The organism is Streptomyces sp. NPDC052023 (assembly GCF_044548465.1).
In the GTDB taxonomy this organism is placed as follows: domain Bacteria; phylum Actinomycetota; class Actinomycetes; order Streptomycetales; family Streptomycetaceae; genus Streptomyces.
In genome coordinates this window covers 275,968-300,039 of sequence record NZ_JBIUBW010000002.1, presented here as the reverse complement: position 1 = coordinate 300,039, position 24,072 = coordinate 275,968, and the positions used below count along the sequence as shown (strand labels likewise).

Annotated in this window: 21 protein-coding genes, 1 tRNA gene and 1 pseudogene; 11 read left to right on the top strand and 12 right to left on the bottom strand. The window is 68.0% G+C overall.

Annotated features, from left to right (window positions below; all coding sequences use genetic code 11):
• Positions 1-75: 75 nt before the first annotated feature.
• The 3 genes from ACIHCM_RS05480 to ACIHCM_RS05470 all read right to left on the bottom strand — a co-directional run bounded on the left by ACIHCM_RS05480 (position 76) and on the right by ACIHCM_RS05470 (position 2,429).
• Positions 76-345, bottom strand: a complete 270-nt coding sequence (locus tag ACIHCM_RS05480) for a hypothetical protein (RefSeq protein ID WP_399889458.1) — start codon at positions 343-345, stop codon at positions 76-78.
• 627 nt (positions 346-972) lie between these two features.
• The gene (locus tag ACIHCM_RS05475; RefSeq protein ID WP_399889455.1) at positions 973-1,638 is read right to left on the bottom strand and encodes a YdcF family protein; all 666 of its coding nucleotides are present in this window, start codon (positions 1,636-1,638) and stop codon (positions 973-975) included.
• Positions 1,635-2,429 (bottom strand): GntR family transcriptional regulator, encoded by a 795-nt coding sequence (locus tag ACIHCM_RS05470; protein WP_399889452.1) that lies wholly within the window; start codon positions 2,427-2,429, stop codon positions 1,635-1,637. The genes ACIHCM_RS05475 and ACIHCM_RS05470 overlap by 4 nt, the downstream gene beginning before the upstream one ends.
• A 69-nt stretch (positions 2,430-2,498) precedes the next feature.
• Between ACIHCM_RS05470 and ACIHCM_RS05465 the strand changes: the two are divergent.
• The 3 genes and pseudogenes from ACIHCM_RS05465 to ACIHCM_RS05455 all read left to right on the top strand — a co-directional run.
• A pseudogene (locus tag ACIHCM_RS05465) lies at positions 2,499-3,071 on the top strand (replication initiator); the annotation flags it as partial.
• Complete coding sequence (locus ACIHCM_RS05460; RefSeq protein ID WP_399889449.1) at positions 3,068-3,256, top strand: helix-turn-helix domain-containing protein; 189 nt, start codon at positions 3,068-3,070, stop codon at positions 3,254-3,256. The pseudogene ACIHCM_RS05465 and the gene ACIHCM_RS05460, both read left to right, overlap by 4 nt.
• A gap of 186 nt (positions 3,257-3,442) precedes the next feature.
• Positions 3,443-4,399, top strand: coding sequence for a tyrosine-type recombinase/integrase (locus ACIHCM_RS05455; protein WP_399889446.1), 957 nt, complete (start codon positions 3,443-3,445; stop codon positions 4,397-4,399).
• A 282-nt stretch (positions 4,400-4,681) separates the two neighbouring features.
• On the opposite strand, the gene ACIHCM_RS05450 is transcribed toward ACIHCM_RS05455, so the two are convergent.
• From ACIHCM_RS05450 to dnaA, 9 genes are all read right to left on the bottom strand, one after another.
• Positions 4,682-4,758, bottom strand: a tRNA-Ile gene (locus tag ACIHCM_RS05450).
• A 100-nt stretch (positions 4,759-4,858) separates the two neighbouring features.
• Positions 4,859-5,659 (bottom strand): DUF3566 domain-containing protein, encoded by an 801-nt coding sequence (locus tag ACIHCM_RS05445; protein ID WP_399889443.1) that lies wholly within the window; start codon positions 5,657-5,659, stop codon positions 4,859-4,861.
• A gap of 18 nt (positions 5,660-5,677) precedes the next feature.
• Positions 5,678-8,269: a DNA gyrase subunit A gene (gene gyrA, locus ACIHCM_RS05440; protein WP_399889441.1), complete on the bottom strand. Its 2,592-nt coding sequence runs from the start codon at positions 8,267-8,269 to the stop codon at positions 5,678-5,680.
• Between the two features lie 42 nt (positions 8,270-8,311).
• Complete coding sequence (gene gyrB, locus ACIHCM_RS05435; protein WP_399889438.1) at positions 8,312-10,372, bottom strand: DNA topoisomerase (ATP-hydrolyzing) subunit B; 2,061 nt, start codon at positions 10,370-10,372, stop codon at positions 8,312-8,314.
• A 443-nt stretch (positions 10,373-10,815) separates the two neighbouring features.
• Positions 10,816-11,346, bottom strand: coding sequence for a DUF721 domain-containing protein (locus ACIHCM_RS05430; RefSeq protein ID WP_399889436.1), 531 nt, complete (start codon positions 11,344-11,346; stop codon positions 10,816-10,818).
• A complete protein-coding gene (gene recF, locus ACIHCM_RS05425) occupies positions 11,343-12,464 on the bottom strand; it encodes a DNA replication/repair protein RecF (RefSeq protein WP_399889433.1) in 1,122 nt (373 codons plus the stop codon). Before recF ends, ACIHCM_RS05430 begins: the two co-directional genes overlap by 4 nt.
• 78 nt (positions 12,465-12,542) lie before the next feature.
• On the bottom strand, positions 12,543-13,418 hold the full coding sequence (gnd, locus tag ACIHCM_RS05420; protein ID WP_399889431.1) for a phosphogluconate dehydrogenase (NAD(+)-dependent, decarboxylating): 876 nt from the start codon (positions 13,416-13,418) through the stop codon (positions 12,543-12,545).
• 201 nt (positions 13,419-13,619) lie between these two features.
• Positions 13,620-14,750, bottom strand: coding sequence for a DNA polymerase III subunit beta (gene dnaN, locus ACIHCM_RS05415; RefSeq protein ID WP_393103220.1), 1,131 nt, complete (start codon positions 14,748-14,750; stop codon positions 13,620-13,622).
• Positions 14,751-15,607: 857 nt separating this feature from the next.
• On the bottom strand, positions 15,608-17,527 hold the full coding sequence (gene dnaA, locus ACIHCM_RS05410) for a chromosomal replication initiator protein DnaA (protein WP_399889427.1): 1,920 nt from the start codon (positions 17,525-17,527) through the stop codon (positions 15,608-15,610).
• 374 nt (positions 17,528-17,901) lie between these two features.
• On the opposite strand from dnaA, the gene rpmH reads away from it, so the two are divergent.
• The 8 genes from rpmH (at position 17,902) to ACIHCM_RS05370 (ending at position 23,942) form a co-directional block, all read left to right on the top strand.
• Positions 17,902-18,039: a 50S ribosomal protein L34 gene (gene rpmH, locus ACIHCM_RS05405; protein ID WP_003956500.1), complete on the top strand. Its 138-nt coding sequence runs from the start codon at positions 17,902-17,904 to the stop codon at positions 18,037-18,039.
• 21 nt (positions 18,040-18,060) lie between these two features.
• Entirely contained in the window at positions 18,061-18,432 is a 372-nt protein-coding gene (gene rnpA / locus ACIHCM_RS05400) for a ribonuclease P protein component (protein WP_393103216.1), read from the top strand.
• Positions 18,429-18,806, top strand: coding sequence for a membrane protein insertion efficiency factor YidD (gene yidD, locus ACIHCM_RS05395; protein ID WP_399889423.1), 378 nt, complete (start codon positions 18,429-18,431; stop codon positions 18,804-18,806). Before rnpA ends, yidD begins: the two co-directional genes overlap by 4 nt.
• A gap of 3 nt (positions 18,807-18,809) precedes the next feature.
• Entirely contained in the window at positions 18,810-20,114 is a 1,305-nt protein-coding gene (gene yidC, locus ACIHCM_RS05390) for a membrane protein insertase YidC (RefSeq protein WP_399889420.1), read from the top strand.
• A gap of 15 nt (positions 20,115-20,129) precedes the next feature.
• Positions 20,130-20,642 carry a protein jag gene (locus tag ACIHCM_RS05385; RefSeq protein ID WP_399889417.1) on the top strand — a complete coding sequence of 171 codons (513 nt, stop codon included), beginning with the start codon at positions 20,130-20,132 and terminating at the stop codon, positions 20,640-20,642.
• 105 nt (positions 20,643-20,747) lie between these two features.
• Entirely contained in the window at positions 20,748-21,464 is a 717-nt protein-coding gene (gene rsmG / locus ACIHCM_RS05380; RefSeq protein WP_393103207.1) for a 16S rRNA (guanine(527)-N(7))-methyltransferase RsmG, read from the top strand.
• Positions 21,465-21,768: 304 nt separating this feature from the next.
• Entirely contained in the window at positions 21,769-22,842 is a 1,074-nt protein-coding gene (locus ACIHCM_RS05375; RefSeq protein WP_399890551.1) for a ParA family protein, read from the top strand.
• The gene (locus tag ACIHCM_RS05370) at positions 22,839-23,942 is read left to right on the top strand and encodes a ParB/RepB/Spo0J family partition protein (protein WP_399889413.1); all 1,104 of its coding nucleotides are present in this window, start codon (positions 22,839-22,841) and stop codon (positions 23,940-23,942) included. The genes ACIHCM_RS05375 and ACIHCM_RS05370 overlap by 4 nt, the downstream gene beginning before the upstream one ends.
• Positions 23,943-24,072: the final 130 nt, after the last annotated feature.

Sequence of the window (24,072 nt, the reverse complement as noted above, 5' to 3'; positions counted from 1 at the left end):
TCAGGCGGCCGAGGCGTCCTTGACAGTTCGACTTCGCTGCCTGCCAGGCTCCGAGCCGCGCTCACATGCCAGGCATCAACCGAGACCAGACGAGAGCAGCAGCACGAACAGGGCAACGGGCGAGAGCAACATCGTCGCCACATGCGCGAGCAGAGCTTTCGGAATGCGCAACAGGGCGAAAGACGCCGCACCTACCACCAGCCAGCCGAAGTACAGCTTCCCGGCAGACTGCCAAGCAGCGGTCTCCTCCGCCCGGGTGGTTGGCTCCGTACCGATGACCCCTATGGACGCCAGGAGCAGCACGGCACACACAAGCAGGTCACCGAGAACGGTGATCGCAGCCACGGGCCCGCCGGCGAGCTTGGCCTGGGCCCAGGGTCGTGTAGCACTCATAAGGTCCGGAGCTTACCCACAGCATCGGAACCCGGTGATGCATCACGTGGCGCAGACGCTGGGCCGGTTGTCCGGCGGGGCGAACGGGACCCGCACAGTGACCATGGACCCGATCACTTACCTCGACCACAATCCACCCTGCTCCCATCCCGTCCGCCGTCGACCCACACACCGTGGAGCGGGCGTGGTTCATGGCGTCCAGGTGGAGCGCGCCACTGTACGAACGACCTGGACGCCATGGGCCGCGTCTGCTCGGCTCTGCCTGGGTCGACGGTGGACGGGATGGGAGCCCACCACGCTCACCACGATGCGCCCGCGGCCAGGAATGGCGCCCCCTCCCACCCGGTGCCGGCCGATCCCCCGCCGGAGGCATCATCGGTGACCGTGGGCCGAAGTCGTCGGGTGCTCGACTCATGTCCTCCGGGCCTATCCACTGTGGGCGGGCGTCGGCGGGAGCGGGGCGGAGCGGGCCGAAGGCAGGAGCGGCAGCCCCAGCGGGAGCCGGGAGCCTGCCCGGCGGAGCGGAGCGCAGCCGGGTGCTTGATGAGGTAGAGAAATCTGTAACAGCTCTCGCCTGGGTCAAGCCGAAGGCGCGTCAGTGGTCAGGAGTCGGCTTGTGAATCCGGCTTGGCACAGGCGCTCGTACGCCTCGAATACGTCGGCGGGTACCGGTTGGCTGATCATGAACCCCTGCTCCGGGTAGATCATCAACCGCTGAAGCGCACCGACCAGCATGTCGATCACCAGGCGGGCGTCACCGATGGAGTCGACGTACTCGTCGAGCGTCATCGGCGTGGAAGCGCTGACGACCTCGATGTCAGGCCAGAGCTTGCGGGCCGTGGCGTACGCTCGCCGCTCCTCGTACGGCTTGCTGATCAGGAGCACCGACGAAACCTCGATACCGGCCTCTTCCAGCAGCTCCCGCGAGAAGCGGATGTTCTCGCCCGTGTTGCGGGCACGCGGCTCCACGAGCACGGCCGTGCTGGGGACGCCAAGCTCCAGCGCCCGTTCCTGGTAGTGGACGGCTTCACCACGGGGCACGCGCTCCCGCGTCGTGGGGCTGGTGGCACCGGTGAACACGAGCAGGGGAGCCATGCCGCGCTTGTACAGCTCTACTGCAGTGTCGGCCACCCCGAGATCGTGGCTGCCGAGCCCGATCGCAACCGAGCACGGCCGCGGTGAGTGGCCCATCTGGTGGTAGTCCCACACGCGCCGGGCATCTGCCCAATCCTGCGTCGAGATCACTGCTGCCCCTCCCTGTCCTTCGCCGAGTCAGGCACCTTGAAGTCGTACTCCCACGCGAAGCGCGACGCCGCGTGTACCCCGATGGCGAACTCCACGACAGTGCCCGCGGCCGTATACGTCGTCCGGTGCAGCTCGACAACCGGTTCGCCGGGCGGCAACTGAAGGAGCTTCACCTCGTCCGGTGTGGCGGCACGGGCAAACAATCGCTCCTTCATGTGATCGATCTCGTAACCGGCGTCGTACAGCACGCGAAATCCGCCGCCCCGGCCGGCGGGGCCTGGCGTGGGGTCCACCAGGCGTGTGCCCTCGACGTGCTCGGGTCGGTAGTAGCTGGTCAGCGTGTGCGTCGGCTGATCGCCTTCCTTGACCAGCCGCGCGCGGGCGTAGACCTCGGCGCCTTCCGGTAGGCCATGTGCGGCTGCCACCTCGGGGGGCGCTACGACCCGACTGACCGTCTGGGTCTGCTCGTTCCGGCGGTACCCCCTTCCGGAGGCCAAACGGTCCGCGATGAAGGCGACCTCGTCACCGTCCCGCCACTTGGCTTTGTCGTACCGCGCGATACCCAGGCGCTTGAGGGGGACTTGCTGGCGCACGACTGTGCCGTGGCCGCGCGACGAGGTGACCAGGCCCTCGGCTTCCAGTGCCTTGTAAGCGGCATGGACGGTGGCCTTGGAGCCCGCGCCGGCCTCGACAAGCTCTCTGATGTGCGGCAGTTGCTGGCCCGGTGCGTAGTCACCCCGCTTGATCTGCTCAGCCAGCTTGTCTGCCAGCTCTCGCCACTTGGGCGCCATCTCGAACCCCTCTCGACGAGGACTAGTGAAACATAGTCCTAGGACTGTTGACAGTCCTAGGACTGAGGTGCACTATCTCTGCGCTGGGGCACCCAGCTCGACGTACGGCCCATCCGCGCCTTCGGCGACGGCGAGGACATCACCGAACAGGCCGTCGCCTCTTACGTCGCCAAGTACGCCACGAAAGCCGCTGAGACGACCGGCACGGTTGACCGCCGCATCGGCAACAAAGAGGCCCTGACCCTGCTCGGTGTGCCCGACCACCCCGCCCGGCTCATCTCCGCCTGCCTCGACCTCCATGCCCTCTACCCGGATCGCAAGCTCCGCGACTGGGCCCACATGCTCGGCTTCCGCGGCCACTTCTCCACCAAGTCCCGCCGCTACTCCACCACCCTCGGCGCCCTGCGCCAGGTCCGCGCCGACTACCGCGCAGCCCAGCAACGCGCCGCCCTCGGCCTGCCCGACCCCGACGACACCGAGGCGACCACGCTCACCCTCGCCCACTGGACCTACGCCGGACACGGCCACACCCCCGGCGAATCCTGGCTGGCCGCCAACATCCGCCGCGACATCCAGCACAACCGCGAGACCGCCCGCGAAGAGCTACCCGCCCTGCTCGACCTGGAAGGAGCCGCTACATGACCACCGCTGCCCCGGAGCTGCTGACCGTGCCCCAGGTCATGGCGCGGCTGAAGGTGGGCCGTACCAAGGTCTACGACCTGATCCGGACCCATCGCCTCGTGTCCATCAAAGTCGACGGGTGCCGGCGCATCCCCGACCACGCGGTCCGCGACTTCATCGTCGGCCAGATCGGGGAGGCTGCCTGATGGCGAAGCGTCGGCCCAACGGCGGCGGCACGATCACCAAGCGGTCCGACGGCCGGTACCAGGGCGCCGCCTACGTGACCGACACGGACGGCAACCGGGTGCGGAAGTACGTGTACGGCCGGACGTGGGACGAAGCGAACGAGAAGCTGGGCAAGCTTCAGGACCAGGAGCGCAACGGCATCCCCGTTGCGGTCCTGGACCCTCGGCGAGTGGCTGGGCTACTGGCTGGAGCACATCGTGGCTCCGGAGCGCGAGCACAACACGTACGTGAAGTACGAGTCCAAGGTGCGGCTGTATCTGCTGCCCCATCTCGGCAAAAAGCCGCTGACCAAGCTCACTCCCGCGCAGATCCGGGCGTTCATGGCCACGCTCACACGGGAGAAGGTCGGCGCCTCGGCCCGCTTCGAGGTCCTGCGGGTGCTCCGCAACGCCCTCAACCGGGCCATGCGCGAGGAGCTGATCACGCGGAACGTCGCTCTCCTGGTCGACATGCCCAAGGTCAGCAAGGACAGGGGTACGGCGTGGAACGCTCGGGAGGCAATCGCCTTCCTGCGCTCCGTGCGCGCCCACCGGCTCTACGCGGCCTGCGTCCTCGTGTTGGTCCTCGGGCTCCGCCGTAGCGAGGTGCTGGGGCTGCGCTGGCAGGACATCGACTTCGAGGCTGGCCGCTTCACCCCGGTCAAGCAGGTGCAGCGCGTCAAGGGCGTCGGCCTGGTACTCAAGACGGAGTCCTCACAGGCCGTGCTTCCGCTCCCCGAGTTCTGCGCCCGAGTCCTGGATGAGCGCCGGGAGCTGCAAGCGCTGGAACGGAAGATCGCCGGTGAGCACTGGTCTCAGGAGCCGGACCATGACCTGATCTTCTCCTCCGAGCACGGCGGCATGATCGACCCGGTGGGCTTTTCCCGCACCTTCGATCGGCTCGTCAAGCGCGCCGGCGTCCGCCGGATCACGGTCCGCCTCGCCCGGCACACCTGCGGGACCCTGCTGGCCTTCCTGAAAGTCCACCCCAAGGTCGCTCAGGCGATCCTCCGACACAGCCAGATCAGCATGACCATGGACGTCTATACGCACGTCGTGGGCGACAGCGAGCGGGAAGCAGTGGGCATGCTCGCCGAACTGCTGGAAGACCCGCTCATCGGATGACATGCCCGCCGGATGGGCGGCGGCGGAACCTGCCGCGCACCCAGATCACGCTGAGAGCCACGGTGCCAACCACGGACAGAAAGATCGCCCCAAGAACCACTGTCACCCCGGCTGAGATCACGAAGATCGCCCACCACGGCGGATCGCCTTCCACAGTCCTCCTCAGCGAAGCATGCGTACCGAGCATGACGCCGGGAGGCTGAGGCTGGTTCCGTGACCGCCGTTGATGTCAGCCATGGATGTCAAAGACCCCCAGCCGTTGCCGACTGGGGGTCTTCGTGCTGGTGGGGCTAACAGGATTTGAACCTGTGGCCTCATCCTTATCAGGGATGCGCTCTAACCAACTGAGCTATAGCCCCGCCGCGCTCTGCGGTGTGTCTCCCGCGCGCTGACTCCTGAAGATTAGCGCACGACTGCGGCACTCCCAAAATCGATAGTCGCTGGATGTTTGGGGGACCGTCACTCGTCCTCTGCCAGCGTCAGCTCCACCCCGCCGACGAAGCCCGCCGAGAGGTTGTAGATGAACGCGCCGAGCGTCGCCAGCGCCGTCGCCAGGACGACGTCGATGACCGCGATGATCGCCGTGAACATCAGGACGTTGGGCAGCGACAGGAAGGCCTGCAGGTCGAAGCCGTTCGACTCGTTCGATCCGGTGGCCTCGGAGATCGTGCCGCCGACCGTGGAGAAGACGCCCATCGCGTCCATGACCATCCACAGCACCGCCGACGCCACGATCGTGCAGATGCCGAGCGCGATGGAGAGCAGGAAGCTGACCTTCATCACCGACCACGGGTCGGCCTTGGCCACCCGCAGTCGTGCCTTGCGCACCCGCGGCGTGGTGCGCGCGCCGGTGCGCGGGCGGCGTACGCCGCTCCCCGGAGCGGCCTGGTAGGCCTGCGGCGGGTGGTACGGCCCGGAAGCCTGCTCCGGCTGCCGCTCCCCGGGCAACGGCGAAGCCGTCTGCTGCGCGCCCGCCTGCTGCGGCTGGGCGCCCGCCGGAGCGGCCGGGCCCGCTCCAGCCGCGTACTGCTGGGTCTGCGGGCCTCGGGTGTCCGTCACAGTTCCCCCCTGGGATCCATGAGTGTCAGGCGAGTTGGAGGGTGTCTGAACGTCCTTCGCGGGCGACTTGATCGGCCGCAGCTGGGTGGTGTGCGGGTCGGTCGCAGGCGCGGCGGAGCCACGGCCGCCGCCGTCCGTCTCCGCGCCGGTCGAGGTACCGGCCGGGATACCGGTCGATCCGGCGCCCGTGGCTCCGCTCACGCTGACTCACTCCTCGTGCTACTCGGACGAGGGCGCCTCGCCCTCGTCCGTGCCGGTGGTGACGGCACCCTCGGCGGATTCGTCGGCGGCCAGAACTCCGTCGACCTCTTCCGCCTCGCGTCCCGCCTCGGCGTTACGAGCGATACCGACCACGGCATCGCGCTTGCCCAGATTGATCAGTTGGACGCCCATGGTGTCACGGCCCGTCTCCCTGACCTCGTTGACTCGCGTGCGAATCACACCGCCGGACAGCGTGATGGCGAGGATCTCGTCGGTCTCCTCGACCACCAGCGCGCCGACGAGCGATCCACGGTCCTCGACGATCTTGGCAGCCTTGATGCCGAGGCCGCCGCGACCCTGGACGCGGTACTCGTCGACGACGGTCCGCTTTGCGTACCCGCCGTCTGTGGCAGTGAACACGAACGTACCGGGTCGAACAACATTCATCGAGAGCAGTTCGTCCCCCTCGCGGAAACTCATGCCCTTCACACCGGATGTCGCACGTCCCATCGGGCGAAGCGACTCGTCCGTCGCGGTGAACCTGATCGACTGCGCCTTCTTGCTGATCAGCAGCAGATCGTCGTCCGGCGACACGAGTTCGGCACCGATCAGTTCGTCGTCGGAACCGTCCTCACGCTCGCGCAGATTGATCGCGATGACCCCGCCCGAACGCGGCGAGTCGTAGTCCTTGAGCGAGGTCTTCTTCACCAGGCCGCCCTTGGTCGCCAGGACCAGGTAGGGCGCCGCCTCGTAGTCGCGGATCGCGAGGATCTCGGCGATCGCCTCGTCCGGCTGGAAGGCCAGCAGGTTCGCGACGTGCTGCCCGCGCGCGTCGCGGCCGGCGTCCGGCAGCTCGTACGCCTTCGCCCGGTACACACGGCCCTTGTTGGTGAAGAACAGCAGCCAGTGGTGGGTGGTCGACACGAAGAAGTGGTCGACGATGTCGTCTTCCTTCAGCTTCGCGCCGCGTACGCCCTTGCCGCCGCGCTTCTGCGCCCGGTAGTCGTCCGTCTTGGTGCGCTTGACGTAACCGCCGCGGGTGACGGTGACGACGATGTCCTCCTCGGCGATCAGGTCCTCGATGGACATGTCACCGTCGTAGGGCACCAGCATGGTCTTGCGGTCGTCGCCGTACTTCTCGACGATCGCGGCGAGCTCCTCGCTGACGATGCCGCGCTGGCGGACCGGCGAGGCGAGGATCGCGTTGTACTGGGTGATCTTCGCCTGGAGTTCGTCGTGCTCCTGGATGATCTTCTGGCGCTCCAGGGCGGCCAGTCGGCGCAGCTGCATCTCGAGGATGGCGTTGGCCTGGATCTCGTCGATCTCCAGCAGCTCCATCAGGCCCGTGCGCGCGATCTCGACCGTCTCGCTGGCCCGGATGAGGGCGATGACGTCGTCGATGGCGTCCAGGGCCTTCAGCAGGCCGCGCAGGATGTGCGCCCGCTCCTCGGCCTTGCGCAGCCGGAAGCGCGTACGGCGGACGACGACCTCGATCTGGTGCGTCACCCAGTGGCGGATGAACGCGTCCAGGGAGAGGGTGCGCGGCACGCCGTCGACGAGTGCCAGCATGTTGGCGCCGAAGTTCGTCTGCAGGTCGGTGTGCTTGTAGAGGTTGTTCAGGACGACCTTGGCGACCGCGTCCCGCTTGAGGACGATGACCAGGCGCTGGCCCGTGCGGGAGCTGGTCTCGTCGCGGACGTCCGCGATGCCGCCGATCTTGCCGTCCTTCACCAGGTCGGCGATCTTCTGCGCGAGGTTGTCCGGGTTCACCTGGTACGGCAGCTCGGTGACCACCAGGCACTGGCGGCCCTGGATCTCCTCGACCTCGACCACCGCGCGCATCGTGATCGAGCCGCGGCCGGTGCGGTACGCCTCCTCGATGCCCTTGCGGCCCACGACCAGGGCGCCGGTGGGGAAGTCCGGGCCCTTGATGCGCTCGATCAGCGCGTCCAGGAGCTCCTCGTGCGAGGCCTCCGGGTTCTCCAGGTACCACTGGGCGCCGGCCGCGACCTCGCGCAGGTTGTGCGGCGGGATGTTGGTCGCCATGCCGACCGCGATGCCGGCCGAGCCGTTGATCAGCAGGTTGGGGAAGCGGGCGGGCAGGACGGTCGGCTCCTGGGAGCGGCCGTCGTAGTTGTCCGTGAAGTCGACGGTCTCCTCGTCGATGTCGCGGACCATCTCCATCGACAGCGGCGCCATCTTGCACTCGGTGTAGCGCATGGCCGCCGCCGGGTCGTTGCCCGGAGAGCCGAAGTTGCCGTTGGAGTCGACGAGCGGCATGCGCATCGACCACGGCTGGGCCAGGCGGACCAGGGCGTCGTAGATGGAGCTGTCGCCGTGGGGGTGGTAGTTACCCATGACGTCGCCGACCACACGGGCGCACTTGTAGAAGCCGCGCTCGGGGCGGTAGCCGCCGTCGTACATCGCGTACAGGACACGGCGGTGGACGGGCTTGAGGCCGTCCCGGACGTCCGGCAGCGCGCGGGAGACGATGACGGACATCGCGTAGTCGAGGTACGAGCGCTGCATCTCCGTCTCGAGCCCGACGGGCTCGACGCGAAGGGTCTGGCCCTCGTCCTCAGGCGTGACAGGAGTGTTCTCGTCGGCCATAGCTGGTGAAGATCCTTCCTGGTGCGGTCAGCTGGGACCGACTCAGATGTCGAGGAAGCGGACGTCCTTGGCGTTGCGCTGGATGAACTGGCGGCGGGCCTCGACGTCCTCGCCCATCAGGACCGAGAACAGCTCGTCGGCCTGCGCGGCGTCGTCGAGGGTGACCTGGCCGAGGACGCGGTGCTCCTGGTCCATCGTGGTGATGCGCAGCTCCTCGGCGTTCATCTCACCGAGACCCTTGAAGCGCTGGATCGAGTCCTCCCGGATCCGCTTGCCGCGCTGCCGGCCCATCTCGATCAGCGCGTCGCGCTCGCGGTCGGAGTACGCGTAGTCGACGTCCTCCCGGCCCCACTTGATCTTGTAGAGGGGGGGACGGGACAGGAACACGTGTCCCGCCTCGACCAGCGGCCGCATGAAGCGGAACAGGAAGGTCAGCAACAGGGTGTTGATGTGCTGGCCGTCGACGTCGGCGTCCGCCATCAGGATGATCTTGTGATAGCGGAGCTTCTCGATGTCGAAGTCCTCGTGCACACCCGTGCCGAAGGCGGAGATCAGTGCCTGGATCTCCTGGTTCTGCAGGATCTTGTCGATCCGCGCCTTCTCGACGTTGAGGATCTTGCCGCGGATCGGGAGGATCGCCTGGTACTCCGGGTTGCGGCCGGACTTGGCCGAGCCGCCGGCGGAGTCACCCTCGACGATGAAGATCTCGCACTTGATGGGGTCGTTCGACTGGCAGTCGGACAGCTTGCCCGGCAGCGACGCGCTCTCCAGCAGGCCCTTGCGGCGGGTCAGGTCGCGTGCCTTGCGGGCCGCCACGCGCGCGGTGGCCGCCTGGATGCCCTTGCGGACGATGTCCGCGGCCTCGTTCGGGTTGCGGTCCAGCCAGTCGTTGAGGTGCTCGTAGACGACCTTCTGCACGAAGGTCTTCGCCTCCGTGTTGCCCAGCTTGGTCTTGGTCTGGCCCTCGAACTGGGGCTCGCTCAGCTTGACCGAGATGATCGCCGTCAGACCCTCGCGGATGTCGTCACCCGTGAGGTTGTCGTCCTTCTCGCGCAGCAGCTTCTTGTCGCGCGCGTACTTGTTGATCAGCGAGGTCAGCGCGGCGCGGAAGCCCTCTTCGTGCGTACCGCCCTCGTGCGTGTGGATGATGTTCGCGAACGAGTAGACACCCTCGGTGTAACCGCTGTTCCACTGCATCGCGACCTCGAGGGACAGGTTCTTGTCCCTGTCCTCCGCCTGGAGGTCGATGACCGACGGGTGCACCACGTCTCCCTTGCGGGAGTTGAGGTACGTCACGAAGTCGACGATGCCGCCCTCGTAGTGGTACGTGACGGTCTTGGGCTCCTGCTTCTCGTCCGCGCCCGCCTCGTCCGCACCGGCCGTGGCCTTGGCCGACTCACGCTCGTCGGTGAGCTTGATCGTCAAGCCCTTGTTGAGGAACGCCATCTCCTGGAAGCGCCGCGAGAGCGTCTCGAAGGAGTAGTCGGTCGTCTCGAAAATGTCGCCGTCGGCCCAGAAGGTGACCGAGGTACCGGTCTCCTCGGTGGCCTCGTGCTGGGCGAGAGGAGCCGTCGGGACGCCCATCTTGTAGTCCTGCGTCCAGCGGTGGCCGTCGGTCCGCACCTCGACGGCGACCTTGGAGGACAGGGCGTTCACGACGGAGACGCCCACGCCGTGCAGACCACCGGAGACCGCGTAGCCACCGCCGCCGAACTTGCCGCCCGCGTGCAGCACGGTCAGCACGACCTCGAGAGCCGGCTTGTTCTCGGACGGGACGATGCCCACCGGAATGCCTCGGCCGTTGTCGACGACCCGGACCCCGCCGTCGGGGAGGATCGTGACGTCGATGGTGTCCGCGTGCCCGGCCAGCGCCTCGTCGACGGAGTTGTCGACGACCTCGTACACGAGGTGGTGCAGTCCTCGCTCACCGGTCGAGCCGATGTACATGCCCGGTCGCTTGCGGACCGCGTCCAGACCCTCGAGGACGGTGATGGCGCTGGCGTCGTACGAGGCCGTGACCTCGCCGCTCGATGCGGGGGCCGCGGCGGTCACGCCGGCGTCGGTGGACGGAATGTTCTCGTTGGGGTTGCCGGAATCGGCCACGAAGCGCCCTTTCTGGCACAGCACGAGCCGGGCTCGTCGGCGGGTTGCCGGAGCGGCTGCGGCATGTTGCGTTGGTAAGCCTTGTTCAGCGTTGCTCAGCTTTTCCCGGACGGTCCCCACGATCGGGGCGGGATTGCCTCCCAGTCTACCGGTAGCGCCGACAGTGATGGGGGTTTGCCGGTACCTGAGTCCGCATGTGCCGCCCTGAACCATCGTCGGCCGGGTCCCGATATGCGGAAGGGGGCTCCAAGAGGCTCACAGAGGCACTCAGCGCTTCCGGGCGTCAACCCTTCGCTACTCCGGCGTCAGGTCAGTATTCGCAACCGCGTGCGGTTGTACGACGATCAGTGCACGCCTGTGGAAAACCCCCGCCACCGGCTCCCGCCGACGTGGCCTGAGTCACTCGCGAAACGTGATGCAGTTCACGCCGAGAGCGGCGTCACTCAGCCGTAGGTGTCGCCGGGTCCGGTGCTCCCCGGGGCGCGCAAGGGGCCGTAGCGACGGGTGGGACCACTGGGACCCTGCACCTTGATCGCCTTGACCGCTCCGTGGCCGAGGTCCTCGTTGAGCCGGGCGACGAGCGTGGGGGCGAGCAGCCGCAGATTGGTGGCCCAGGCGGTCGAGTCGCATCGCACGACGAGCACGCGCTCGTCCTCGTCGTACTTCTCCGGGACGCAGTGCTTGGCCACGTCGTCGCCGACGATCTGCGGCCAGCGGCCCATCACGCCGCCCACCGCGGCCGGGGCCTCCCAGCCGCGCTCACTGATCAGCCGGTTGATCGCGGAGCCGAGCGCCATGGGATCGCGTCCGTCGGCGCGTGCGCCGGAGCGCAGGCCGCCGCGGCGCGCCTGCTTCTTCTGCTGCACCGCGTCCCCACGCGCGCGTGCGGCCTCCTTCGCCGCACGCAGCGCCACACGCGCGAGGTCGACGCCCGAGGGTTCGGGGTTCTTCGGGGCAGGTCCCTGCGTCGTCATGCGCGTTCCACCACCCCGTCGGCCACGCTGTACCGCGCCCCCACCAGCACATGCGGTACGTCGTCGTCGACCGCGGCCGTCACCAGCACCTGCTCGCCGGGCGCGACGAGCTCGGCCAGCCGCTCGCGGCGGCGGGTGTCGAGCTCGGCGAAGACGTCGTCGAGGATCAGCACGGGCTCGTTGCCCTCGGCACGCAGCAGGTCGTAGGAGGCGAGGCGCAGCGCCAGTGCGTAGGACCAGGACTCGCCGTGCGAGGCGTAACCCTTGGCGGGCATCTCGCCGAGGTTGAGGCTCAGATCGTCCCGGTGGGGGCCCACCAGGGTGACGCCCCGCTCGATCTCCTGCTTGCGGGCGTCCGCGAGCGCGGCCATGAGCTGCTCGAAGAGCGCCTCGCGTGTGTGGGCGTCGCCGGGGGACGACGGCTTGTACTCCAGGGCGACCGGACCACCGCCGGGGGCGAGCTGCTCGTACGCCTTGTCGGCGAGCGGCTGGAGGGCGGAGACCAGTTCGAGGCGCTGGGCGAGCAGTTCGGCACCCGCGCGCGCGAGGTGCTGGTCCCAGACGTCGAGCGTGGACAGATCGACGGAACGACCGCCGTGCCGCCGGGCCAGCGCGGCCGACTTCAGCAGGGTGTTGCGCTGCTTGAGGACGCGGTCGTAGTCGGAGCGCACGCCGGCCATGCGCGGGGAGCGGGCGGTGACCAGCTCGTCCAGGAAGCGGCGCCGCTCCCCGGGATCGCCCTTGACCAGGGCGAGGTCCTCGGGCGCGAACAGTACGGTGCGGACGATGCCGAGTACGTCACGCGGCCTGACCTGCGAGGACCTGTTGATGCGGGCCCGGTTGGCCTTGCCCGGGTTGAGTTCCAGCTCGACCAGCTGCTGCCGGTCGCCCTGCCGGACCTGGGCCCGGATGACCGCGCGCTCGGCGCCCATGCGGACCAGGGGCGCGTCGGAGGAGACGCGATGGCTGCCGAGGGTGGCGAGGTAGCCGACCGCCTCGACGAGGTTGGTCTTGCCCTGGCCGTTGGGGCCGACGAAGGCGGTGACGCCCGGGTCGAGCGGGACTTCGACCCGGGCGTACGAGCGGAAGTCGGCGAGCGACAGATGCGTGACATGCATGGTGGTGCGCCGACCTCCCCCAGCGTCCTGTGGTGCTGGTTACTTCTTGTGGGACTTCTGTAGGACTTCTTGTGGGACTTACTTCTTCTCGACCGCGTGGCCACCGAACTGGTTCCGCAGCGCCGCGATCATCTTCATCTGCGGCGAGTCCTCCTGGCGCGAGGCGAACCGCGCGAAGAGGGAGGCCGTGATCGCGGGCAGCGGCACGGCGTTGTCGATGGCGGCTTCCACAGTCCAGCGGCCCTCGCCGGAGTCCTGTGCATAACCGCGCAACCTGTCCAGGTGCTCGTCCTCGTCGAGGGCGTTGACGGCGAGGTCCAGCAGCCAGGAGCGGATGACGGTGCCCTCCTGCCAGGACCGGAAGACCTCCCGCACGTCGGTCACGGAGTCGACCTTCTCCAGGAGCTCCCAGCCCTCGGCGTAGGCCTGCATCATGGCGTACTCGATGCCGTTGTGGACCATCTTCGCGAAGTGGCCCGCGCCGACCTTGCCGGCGTGTACGGAGCCGAAGTCGCCCTCGGGCTTGAGCGCGTCGAAGACCGGCTGCACCTTGGCGACGTCCGCCGCGTCGCCGCCGTACATCAGCGCGTAGCCGTTCTCCAGGCCCCAGACGCCGCCGGAGACACCGCAGTCGACGAAGCCGATGCCCTTGGCGGCCAGCTCCGCGGCGTGCTTCTCGTCGTCCGTCCAGCGGGAGTTGCCGCCGTCCACGACGACGTCGCCGGGCTCCAGGAGCTCGGCCAGCCGGTCGATGGTCGACTGGGTGGCGGCACCGGCCGGGACCATCACCCACACGACGCGCGGGCCGCTGAGCTTGCCCACAAGCTCTTCCAGGCTGTGGACATCGGCGAGGTCCGGATTGCGGTCGTATCCGACGACGGTGTGGCCCGCGCGGCGGATCCGCTCGCGCATGTTGCCGCCCATCTTGCCGAGGCCGACGAGACCGAGCTCCATCAGTTGTGTTCCTTAGGTTGCGACAGGTGTTGCGAGGTGGCGTCGGGCACTTTCGTACCCGTGTCCGAGCCTAGACCCGGACGGTCGCGCACATCTGTGGGCATACGCGCTCACGCGTACCGCCCCACCTGCGGCTTCGCATCCGGTGATCCACAGCCTTCGCGGTCCTGTGGATCACCGGTCTGCCCGGCCCTGACGGCGTCAGCCGCTGAGCCGCACCGGCATGATCAGGTACTTGTACGCCTCGTCCGCCTCGGCGTCCAGCGCCGGCTTGCCGCTGAGCAGCGCGGGCTTGGTGGAGGTCGTGAACGACAGCTGGGCCACCGGGGAGTCGATGGCGCTCAGGCCGTCCAGCAGGAACGTCGGGTTGAAGGCGATCGAGATGTCGTCGCCCTCCAGCTGGGCGTCGACCCTTTCCACAGCCTGTGCGTCGTCGCTGGAACCTGCCTCCAGGATCAGCACGCCCTGCTCGAAGCTCAGCCGCACCGGGGTGTTCCGCTCGGCGACCAGGGCCACACGCTTGACAGCCTCCACGAACGGGGCGGTCTCGATGACGGCGACGCTGTTGAACTCCGTCGGGAACAGCGTGCGGTACTTCGGGAGGTCGCCCTCCAGCAGACGGGTCGTCGTCCGACGGCCGGCGCCCTCGAAGCCGATCAGGCCCTCGCCCGCACCAGAGCCGGACAGCGCCAGCGTGACGCTGTCGCCGCTGGTCAGCGCCTTGGCGGTGTCCAGGAGCGTCTTGGCGGGCACCAGGGCGACCGCCGAGGCCTCCGGGTTCTCCGGCTTCCACAGGAACTCGCGGACCGCGAAGCGGTAGCGGTCGGTGGACGCCAGGGTGACCTTGTCGCCCTCGATCTCGATGCGCACACCGGTCAGCACGGGCAGCGTGTCGTCCCGGCCGGCGGCGATGGCGACCTGGGCGGCCGCGGCGGCGAAGACCTCACCGGGGACCGTGCCCGTCGCGTTCGGCATCTGCGGGAGCGCCGGGTACTCCTCCACAGGCAGGGTGTGGAGTGTGAATCGCGAGGAGCCGCACACCACCGTCGCCCGTACACCGTCTGTGGAAATCTCGACCGGCCGGTTGGGGAGAGCGCGGGAGATGTCGGCGAGCAGCCGGCCGGAGACGAGGACCGTGCCGTCCTCCTCGACCTCGGCCTCCACCGAGACGCGTGCGGAGACCTCGTAGTCGAAGCTGGACAGGCTCAGCTGGCCGTCCTCGGCCTTCAGCAGCAGGCCGGCGAGGACAGGCGCCGGCGGCCGGGCCGGGAGGCTGCGCGCCGCCCAGGCCACGGCCTCCGCGAGTACGTCGCGTTCCACCCGGATCTTCACTGTTGCCGCCTCCTGCTGTTGCCGGCGCTTCTCGCCCTGCCTGGCTTCGTCGTCTGTCTCGGTGTCATCGGACCCTGTGGAGGGAAGGACACCGGGACCAGTCTGACGCACCGCACTGACAGTAGGTGCCTCTCGGGGTCAAGTCGTGACGAGGGGCAGCCGGGCACCGAGCAGCGAGTTGTGCACAGGACCCCCTTCGAAGCGAATTCCCCGCTCTCTCTAGTCGGGAGTAGTAGTAGGGGCTGTGGATACCGTGGATAACCGCGTTTACGCAGCTCAGAGCGGAGATTTTGTCCACGGGCCCTGTGGGCGGCGGCGGTGGACAACCAGGTCTGTCTGTGGAGAAAAGAAAGTTCTGCACACCCCGTGCACAGGCCGGGCCGACTTCTCCCCAACGCTGTCCCCAGCTTTACCCACCTTTCCCACAGCCCAACCTGGCACCTTTGTGTGACGCCTTTCACTCGACCCGGTGATCAGGCGCGTCGGGTTGCCGAACAGTGGACAGCGCTGTGGAGAAGCTGGGGATCGCTGGGGACAACCGCCCCCAGCCTGTGGGTTGCCCGTGGACAACTCCGTGCACAGCTTGTGGACGCGCTCGCTTTCCACAGTCTGTGGAGATCGTTCGTCCACCAATCCACAAGCAGTTGACCTGGTCTGATGGTCTTTCAACAGGCGTGGCTGTGGACACGATCTGGACAACTTCCCAGTCCCCAGCATGTGGACGGGAGAAACTCACCGAATCTGTGGAGAGTGGCCGTAACCCGGCAGGTATTCGAACAGCGGGTTGCCGCGGAACGGCGAAGGGCGCCCCGGGGAACTCGTCCCGGGGCGCCCTCGGCGGCGTACGACGGCCGCTGTCAGCCGTTCTTGATGCGGTTCGTCAGCTCGGTCACCTGGTTGTAGATGGAGCGCCGCTCGGCCATCAGATTGCGGATCTTGCGGTCCGCGTGCATCACCGTCGTGTGGTCGCGGCCGCCGAACAGCGCGCCGATCTTCGGCAGCGACAGGTCCGTGAGCTCACGGCACAGGTACATGGCGATCTGGCGGGCCGTGACGAGCTGGCGGCCCCGGGAGCTGCCGCACAGGTCCTCGACCGTCAGGCCGAAGTAGTCGGCGGTGGCGCTCATGATGGCCGTCGAAGTGATCTCCGGGGTGGAGTCCTCACCGCCGGGGATCAGGTCCTTCAGGACGATCTCCGTCAGGCCCAGATCCACCGGCTGCCGGTTGAGCGAGGCGAACGCCGTCACCCTGATCAGCGCGCCTTCCAACTCACGGATGTTCCGCGAGATCCGCGAGGCGATGAACTCCAGTACCTCCGGCGGGGCGTTGAGCTGCTCCTGCACCGCCTTCTTGCGCAGAATCGCGATCCGGGTCTCCAGCTCCGGCGGCTGGACGTCCGTGATCAGTCCCCACTCGAAACGGTTCCGCAACCGGTCCTCCAGCGTCACCAGCTGCTTCGGTGGCCGGTCGCTGGACAGCACGATCTGCTTGTTCGCGTTGTGCAGGGTGTTGAAGGTGTGGAAGAACTCCTCCTGGGTCGACTCCTTGTCCGCCAGGAACTGGATGTCGTCGACCAGCAGGATGTCCATCTCGCGGTACCGCTTGCGGAAGCTGTCGCCCTTGCCGTCGCGGATGGAGTTGATGAACTCGTTGGTGAACTCCTCCGAGCTCACGTACCGCACGCGCGTGCCCGGGTACAGGCTCCGCGCGTAGTGTCCGATCGCGTGCAGCAGGTGCGTCTTGCCGAGGCCCGACTCCCCATAGATGAAGAGGGGGTTGTAGGCCTTCGCCGGAGCCTCCGCGACGGCCACGGCGGCCGCGTGGGCGAAACGGTTCGAGGCGCCGATGACGAACGTGTCGAACAGGTACTTCGGGTTCAGCCGCGCGGTCGGCTCCCCGGGACCGGTCGCCGGCGCGGGCTGCGCGGCGAGCGGACCGGGGGCGCCGCTGGACACCGGCAGCGAGGCGCCGGCCGGGCCGCGGTGCACCTGCCCGCCGCCGATCTGCTGCTCGGGCAGCTCCCGGCGGGCGTCGCGCTGGTCGTAGTCGCCGCGTGACGGCTCGTACTCCGAGCGCTGCTGCTCGTACGGCCGCTCCCGGCCCTGCGGGCGGTAGTCCTGGGCGGGCGGGCCGTAGGAGTCCTGCGACGGGGCGCCGTACGAGTCCTGTGAGCCGTACGTGTCCTGTGAGCCGTACGTGTCCTGTGAGTCGTACGGCTCGCGCGACGGCGTCGCGTACGGATCGCGCTCGGGGAAGCCGAGGCGTTGCTGCTGCCAGCTGTACTCGTCCTGCGACGGCCGCGGCCAGGCGCCCGGCTCTGGGCGCTGGTACTCCGAGGGATAAGCGGGGCGCGGGCTGGGGAGCTGGTCGCCGGGCGAGCCCGGGAGCTGCTCGGCGCGGTGCCGGCCGTACCTCTCGTACTGCCCGGGCGGGCGCTCCGGCTCCTCGTAGCGCTGCTGGGGCGGGACCGGGGGCGCCGGCGGGGACGGCGGGGGCTCACCCGCGGAGTCGTCGACGGTGATAGCGATCCGGATCGGGCGGCCGCACTCCCGGCTCAGCGTCTCGCTCACGATCGGTGCGAGGCGCCCCTCCAGCACACCCTTCGCAAACTCGTTCGGCACGGCGAGCAGCGCGGTGTCGGCGACCAGCGCGAGCGGCTGGCAGCGCCGGATCCAGTGTTCGTCCTTGGTCTCGACGCCCTGTCCACGGCCCTCACCGAGAAGTTGCTCGAGTACTCGTGGCCACACTGCGGCAAGATCGGCAGGTACGTCAGCCACAGGGCACGCTCTCTCACGGGTCCCACGAACGTGTGGTTGTGGGACGGGTCGGGATGTAAATCGGGTCGGGCGGGGATAAGGGAACGAATCGGAGTCCAGCCACGGTAGTCAGCGCGACGGGTACGGTTCAAGTTGTTGTCCCCAGGCTGTGGACAGTGTCTCCCCGTGGCCCTTGGTTTGACCGGATGGCGTAGCCGCGCGTACCGTAACCAGGTCGAGTTGTCGATGGCTGCTGCCGCCTGCCTCCGATGGGCACAGATCGCGTCAAGGTGATCGGACAGCGGTGCACTCGGGCGTAACGCGAGCTACTCGTGGGCGCACGGTGACAGCCAGGACGGCACCCCGCAAACCCCGATTTCTTCTGGAGCCCCCGAGTGAGCAAGCGCACCTTCCAGCCGAACAACCGTCGTCGCGCCAAGACCCACGGCTTCCGGCTGCGTATGCGCACCCGTGCCGGCCGCGCGATTCTCGCGTCCCGCCGTAGCAAGGGTCGCGCCCGCCTGTCCGCCTGATTCCGATCAGGTCATGACGTCGTGCTGCCCACCGAGAACCGGCTGAGGCGGCGCGAGGACTTCGCGACCGCGGTACGACGAGGACGCCGGGCCGGCCGCCCACTCCTCGTCGTCCACCTTCGTAGCGGTGCCACGGACCCGCACGCGCCTGGGGAGAGCGCTCCCCGGACACGTGCGGGTTTCGTCGTGAGCAAGGCTGTGGGCGGCGCGGTCGTACGCAACACAGTGAAGCGCAGACTGCGCCATCTGATGCGTGACCGGGTCGACCTGCTGCCCCCCGGTAGCCTGGTAGTCGTACGAGCGCTGCCCGGTGCGGGTGACGCCGACCATGCACAGCTGGCCCGAGACCTGGACGCCGCCCTGCAGCGGCTGCTGGGAGGGGGCGCGCGATGAAGTACCCGCTGCTGGCGCTGATCAAGCTGTACCAGTGGACCATCAGCCCGCTGCTCGGGCCGGTGTGCAAGTACTACCCGTCGTGTTCCCACTACGGCTACACGGCCATCGACCGGCACGGTGCCCTCAAGGGCACAGCGCTCACGGCCTGGCGCATCCTGCGCTGCAATCCGTGGTCGCTGGGCGGCGTGGACCATGTCCCGCCGCGCAAGCGTCCGCGGTGGCACGAGATGCTGCGCAACACATGGCGCGCACGCAAGGGCGGGCCCTCCGCCGCCGAAACGGCCACCGAAGCGAACGGACCTTCGAGTCCTTCGAGCGACGTTCCTTCGAGCCCGGCCGCAGAGACCTCGTCCCATGCCCAAGGAGCATGATTAGTGGACACGATTGCCAGCCTCTTCAGCTTTATCACCACACCCGTTTCGTGGGTCATCGTCCAGTTCCACTCGCTGTACGGTGCGCTCTTCGGCCCTGACACGGGCTGGGCCTGGGGCCTGTCCATCGTGTCGCTGGTGATCCTGATCCGCATCTGCCTGATCCCGCTCTTCGTGAAGCAGATCAAGGCGACCCGGGCCATGCAGACGCTCCAGCCCGAGATGAAGAAGATCCAGGAGCGCTACAAGAACGACAAGCAGCGTCAGTCCGAAGAGATGATGAAGCTGTACAAGGAGACGGGCACCAACCCGCTCTCCTCGTGCCTTCCCATCCTCGCGCAGTCGCCGTTCTTCTTCGCCCTGTACCACGTGCTCAACAGCATCGCGTCGAACGACACCATCGGCGTGATCAACACCCGGCTGCTGGAGAGCGCGCAGAAGGCACACATCTTCGGTGCCCCGCTCGCTGCGAAGTTCACCGACAGCGCGGACAAGGTCGAGGCGCTCGGCTCCTCGATCCTCGACGTACGGATCGTCACGGCGATCATGATCGTCCTGATGTCGCTGTCGCAGTTCTACACGCAGCGCCAGCTGATGACGAAGAACGTCGACACCTCGGTGAAGACGCCGTTCATGCAGCAGCAGAAGATGCTGATGTACATCTTCCCGGTCATCTTCGCCGTCTTCGGCATCAACTTCCCGGTCGGCGTCCTCGTCTACTGGCTGACCACCAACGTGTGGACCATGGGCCAGCAGATGTACGTCATCCACAACAACCCGACCCCGGGTTCCAAGGCCCAGGCCTCCTACCTGGACCGGCTGTACAAGCACGTCACGCACCACGGCAAGACCCGCAGCCGGCGTGAGCGTGCGATCGTCAAGGCCATCGTCGCCAAGGGCCGGGACCGCAACGACTACGAGCGCAAGTTCATCAACGGTCTGAGCAAGGCCGGTCTCGCGGCCCAGCCCGACGGCAACGTCGTGAAGAGCGAGGGTGCCGTGGCCACGGTCGCCGAGGACGGTACGCCGACCACCGCCGCCGCTCAGAAGCGTCAGCAGCCGAAGCGGCAGCCGAAGTCCAAGCGTCAGACCACCGGCGGATCCAAGCCCGCGGGCGGGGCCGAGAGGACCGACGCCGAGAACACCTCCGCGCCGGCGACCTCGCTGAGCAAGTCCGACGAGCCGCAGGACGCCGCGGCGGAATCGGCCGGTAAGGCGGCGCCGAAGTCCGGTGGCGGGGGCCGCAGCCGGGCCCAGTCCGGCCAGCGCAAGGGGCCGCAGCGGCCCAAGTCCTCGTCCAAGAAGTAAGAAGGAGTCCATCCCGTGACGGAAGGCACCACCTCCGCCGCTGCCGAGGGTGCAGACACCCTGACCCGCCTGGAGCAGGAGGGCGAGATCGCGGCGGACTACCTCGAAGGTCTGCTGGACATCGCCGACCTCGACGGCGACATCGACATGGACGTCGAGGGCGACCGCGCCGCTGTCTCGATCATCAGCGACGCGGGAACCCGCGACCTGCAGAAGCTGGTCGGCCGGGACGGTGAGGTGCTGGAGGCGCTCCAGGAGCTCACGCGCCTGGCCGTGCACCGGGAGACCGGTGACCGCAGCCGGCTGATGCTGGACATCGCGGGATACCGCGCCAACAAGCGCTCCGAGCTCTCCGAGCTCGGCGCCAAGGCCGCTGCCGAGGTCAGGAACAGCGGTGCTCCCGTGAAGCTCAAGCCGATGACGCCGTTCGAGCGCAAGGTCGTGCACGACGCCGTCAAGGCCGCGGGGCTGCGCAGCGAGTCCGAGGGCGAGGAGCCGCAGCGCTTCGTCGTCGTGCTGCCTGCCTGAGCGGTCCCACGCTCCACCGGCCCCGTCTGTTGCGCAGGCGGGGCCGATCTTTGTCAGCCTGGTAGTCAGCGCGTGCGCGCTGGAGGGTACGGAAGGACGGTCCCCGTGACGGAGGCAGCGGAGCTCCCCACCGCTCCCGAGGAGGCCCGGGCGGTATTCGGCGATCGCTTCGCGGACGCGGTCCGGTACGCGGAGCTGCTGGCCGAGGCAGGCGTGCAGCGAGGGCTCATCGGTCCCCGGGAAGTGCCCCGGCTGTGGGAGCGGCATCTGCTGAACTGTGCGGTGCTCTCGGAGGTCGTGCCTGAAGGGGTCACCGTCTGCGATGTCGGTTCCGGTGCAGGTCTGCCGGGTATCCCGCTGGCCCTGGTCCGCGAGGACCTGAAGATCACGCTGCTGGAGCCTCTGCTGCGGCGGACGAACTTCCTCACCGAGGTCGTCGAGCTGCTCGGCCTGGACCATGTCACGGTCGTGCGAGGCCGCGCCGAGGAAGTCATGGGCAAGCTCCCACCGGTCCATGTGGTCACGGCACGGGCGGTGGCCCCACTCGACCGATTGGCGACCTGGGGCATTCCGTTGCTCCGTCCTTACGGTGAGATGCTCGCGCTCAAGGGCGATACCGCGGAGGAGGAGCTCAAGGCCGCGAGTACGGCGCTGAGCAAGCTCGGCGCAGTAGGCACTTCCATCCTGCACGTGGGAGAGGGCGTCGTGGACCCCCTGTCCACGGTCGTGCGTGTCGAGGTCGGGGAGAGCCCCGGCGGGGTGCGGTTCGCGGCGAAGCGGGCGAAGGCTGCGCGCACGGGACGGGCACGCCGGCGACGCTGATCCGTCCTGAGGACGAGACGTACTCCACACAAGCTGCCAAACCTATGCATCACGGAGTGTCGCGACAGTCCGGTCACGGCTGCTGTGCATCGTGTTTCACGTGAAACGTCGCTCACTGCTGCACGGCATTATCAGCCGCGGCCGCGCCGCGGCCGAACCCCGAGACCGCAAGCCTCTCGGCTCACTCGGCGAGGCCCCGGCCGCTTCCGATGACACTCCGTCCCCCTCACAGGGCACGGAGTTGTCCACAGAGGTGGATTTCTCCACAGAACACCAGGCCTCACTGGTTCACGACCCCGAAGGCATGGGAGGCTCTGTTCATTGCGAGCCTGAAGTCGAGGAGAGTGAATCCTTGCGGTCCGACGCCAACATCGCGGGACCGATGACCGATCCGGTCCCCGGTCCCCGTACCGAGTCGCCGGGGGACGATGTTTCACGTGAAACACCGCCCCCGATGGACGACACTCCCATCGGTCGTGCTGCCCAACTGGCGGTCGAGGCTCTGGGCCGGGCCGGTGAGGGTCTGCCGAGACCTGATCAGACCCGTGTCATCGTCGTCGCCAACCAGAAGGGTGGGGTGGGCAAGACAACGACGACGGTCAACCTGGCCGCTTCGCTGGCTCTGCATGGCGGGCGTGTCCTGGTGATCGACCTCGACCCGCAGGGCAACGCGTCCACCGCTCTGGGAATCGACCACCACGCGGAAGTCCCGTCCATCTACGACGTGTTGGTCGAGAGCAAGCCGCTCTCCGAGGTCGTCCAGCCGGTCCCCGATGTCGAGGGTCTCTTCTGCGCCCCAGCCACGATCGATCTCGCCGGTGCGGAGATCGAGTTGGTGTCGCTGGTGGCGCGCGAGAGCCGTCTTCAGCGGGCGATCCAGGCCTATGAGCAGCCACTGGACTACATCCTCATCGACTGCCCGCCCTCCCTGGGCCTGTTGACCGTCAACGCGCTCGTCGCGGGCCAGGAGGTCCTGATCCCGATCCAGTGCGAGTACTACGCACTGGAGGGTCTGGGGCAGCTGCTGCGCAACGTCGACCTGGTACGGGGGCACCTCAACCCCGCGCTGCATGTCTCGACGATCCTGCTCACCATGTACGACGGCCGGACACGCCTGGCCTCCCAGGTGGCGGACGAGGTTCGTAGCCACTTCGGCGAAGAGGTACTGCGGACGAGCATCCCGCGCTCGGTCCGTATCTCCGAGGCGCCGAGCTACGGGCAGACGGTCCTGACCTACGATCCAGGTTCGAGCGGTGCCCTCTCCTATCTGGAGGCGGCCCGAGAAATCGCGCTGAAGGGTGTGGGCGTCAGCTATGACGCGACGCACGCACACATCGGCGCCCAGAGCGACCAGAGCATGGTGGAGGGGATCCAGTGAGCGAGCGACGGAGGGGACTGGGCCGTGGTCTCGGGGCGCTGATCCCTGCGGCCCCGACCGAGAGGACGCCGGCCCAGACAGCGGTGGGAGGTGCTGCATCCACGTCTCCCACGGCGGTGCCGGTGCTGACATCTGACCGTGGCGTGGCCGCGGCCAAGGTGGCCACACTGCCGCCTGTTTCACGTGAAACCGAAGAGCCGTCGGTGGACGACGGAGTGGACATGCCCGCACCTCCCATGGGCGCCCATTTCGCCGAGCTGCCGCTCGACTCCATCACACCCAACCCGCGTCAGCCCCGTGAGGTCTTCGACGAGGACGCACTGCAGGAGCTCGTCACCTCCATCAAGGAGGTCGGTCTTCTCCAGCCGGTCGTCGTACGTCAGCTGGGTTACGCCCGCTATGAGCTCATCATGGGCGAGCGGCGCTGGCGGGCTTGCCGTGAGGCGGGCCTTGAGGCGATCCCGGCGATCGTGCGTGCCACGGACGACGAGAAGCTCCTCCTGGACGCACTGCTGGAGAACCTGCACCGGGCGCAGCTGAACCCGCTGGAAGAGGCGGCCGCCTACGACCAGCTGCTGAAGGACTTCAACTGCACCCACGACCAGCTGGCCGACCGCATCGGCCGGTCCCGTCCGCAGGTCTCCAACACGCTGCGTCTGCTGAAGTTGTCTCCGGCGGTTCAGCGCCGGGTGGCGGCGGGTGTGCTGTCCGCCGGACACGCACGTGCGCTGCTCTCCGTGGAGGACTCGGAGGAGCAGGACCGGCTGGCGCACCGGATCGTGGCCGAGGGGTTGTCGGTGCGCGCCGTCGAGGAGATCGTGACTCTCATGGGATCGCGGCCCAAGGCGGCTCAGCGTTCCAAGGGGCCGCGGGCCGGCGCTCGCGTCTCCCCGGCACTGACCGACCTCGCGACGCGTCTGTCGGATCGCTTCGAAACCCGGGTCAAGGTCGACCTCGGTCAGAAGAAGGGCAAGATCACCGTGGAGTTCGCCTCCATGGAGGACCTTGAGCGGATTCTCGGCTCTCTCGCTCCGGGCGAGGGACCTGTCCTGCAGAAGAGCCTCCTGGAGGGCGGCGACCCCGAGGAGTCGGACGACTGAGTCTCCGGGCGGCGGCGTGATACCGCTCCGTGGACTTCGCGCGCCGTGCGGGCCGTGTCCGGTGTGTACCGGAACACGGCCCGCACTTTGCTTTCTGGCGGTATCGAGGGAATCGCTTCATGGATACGAT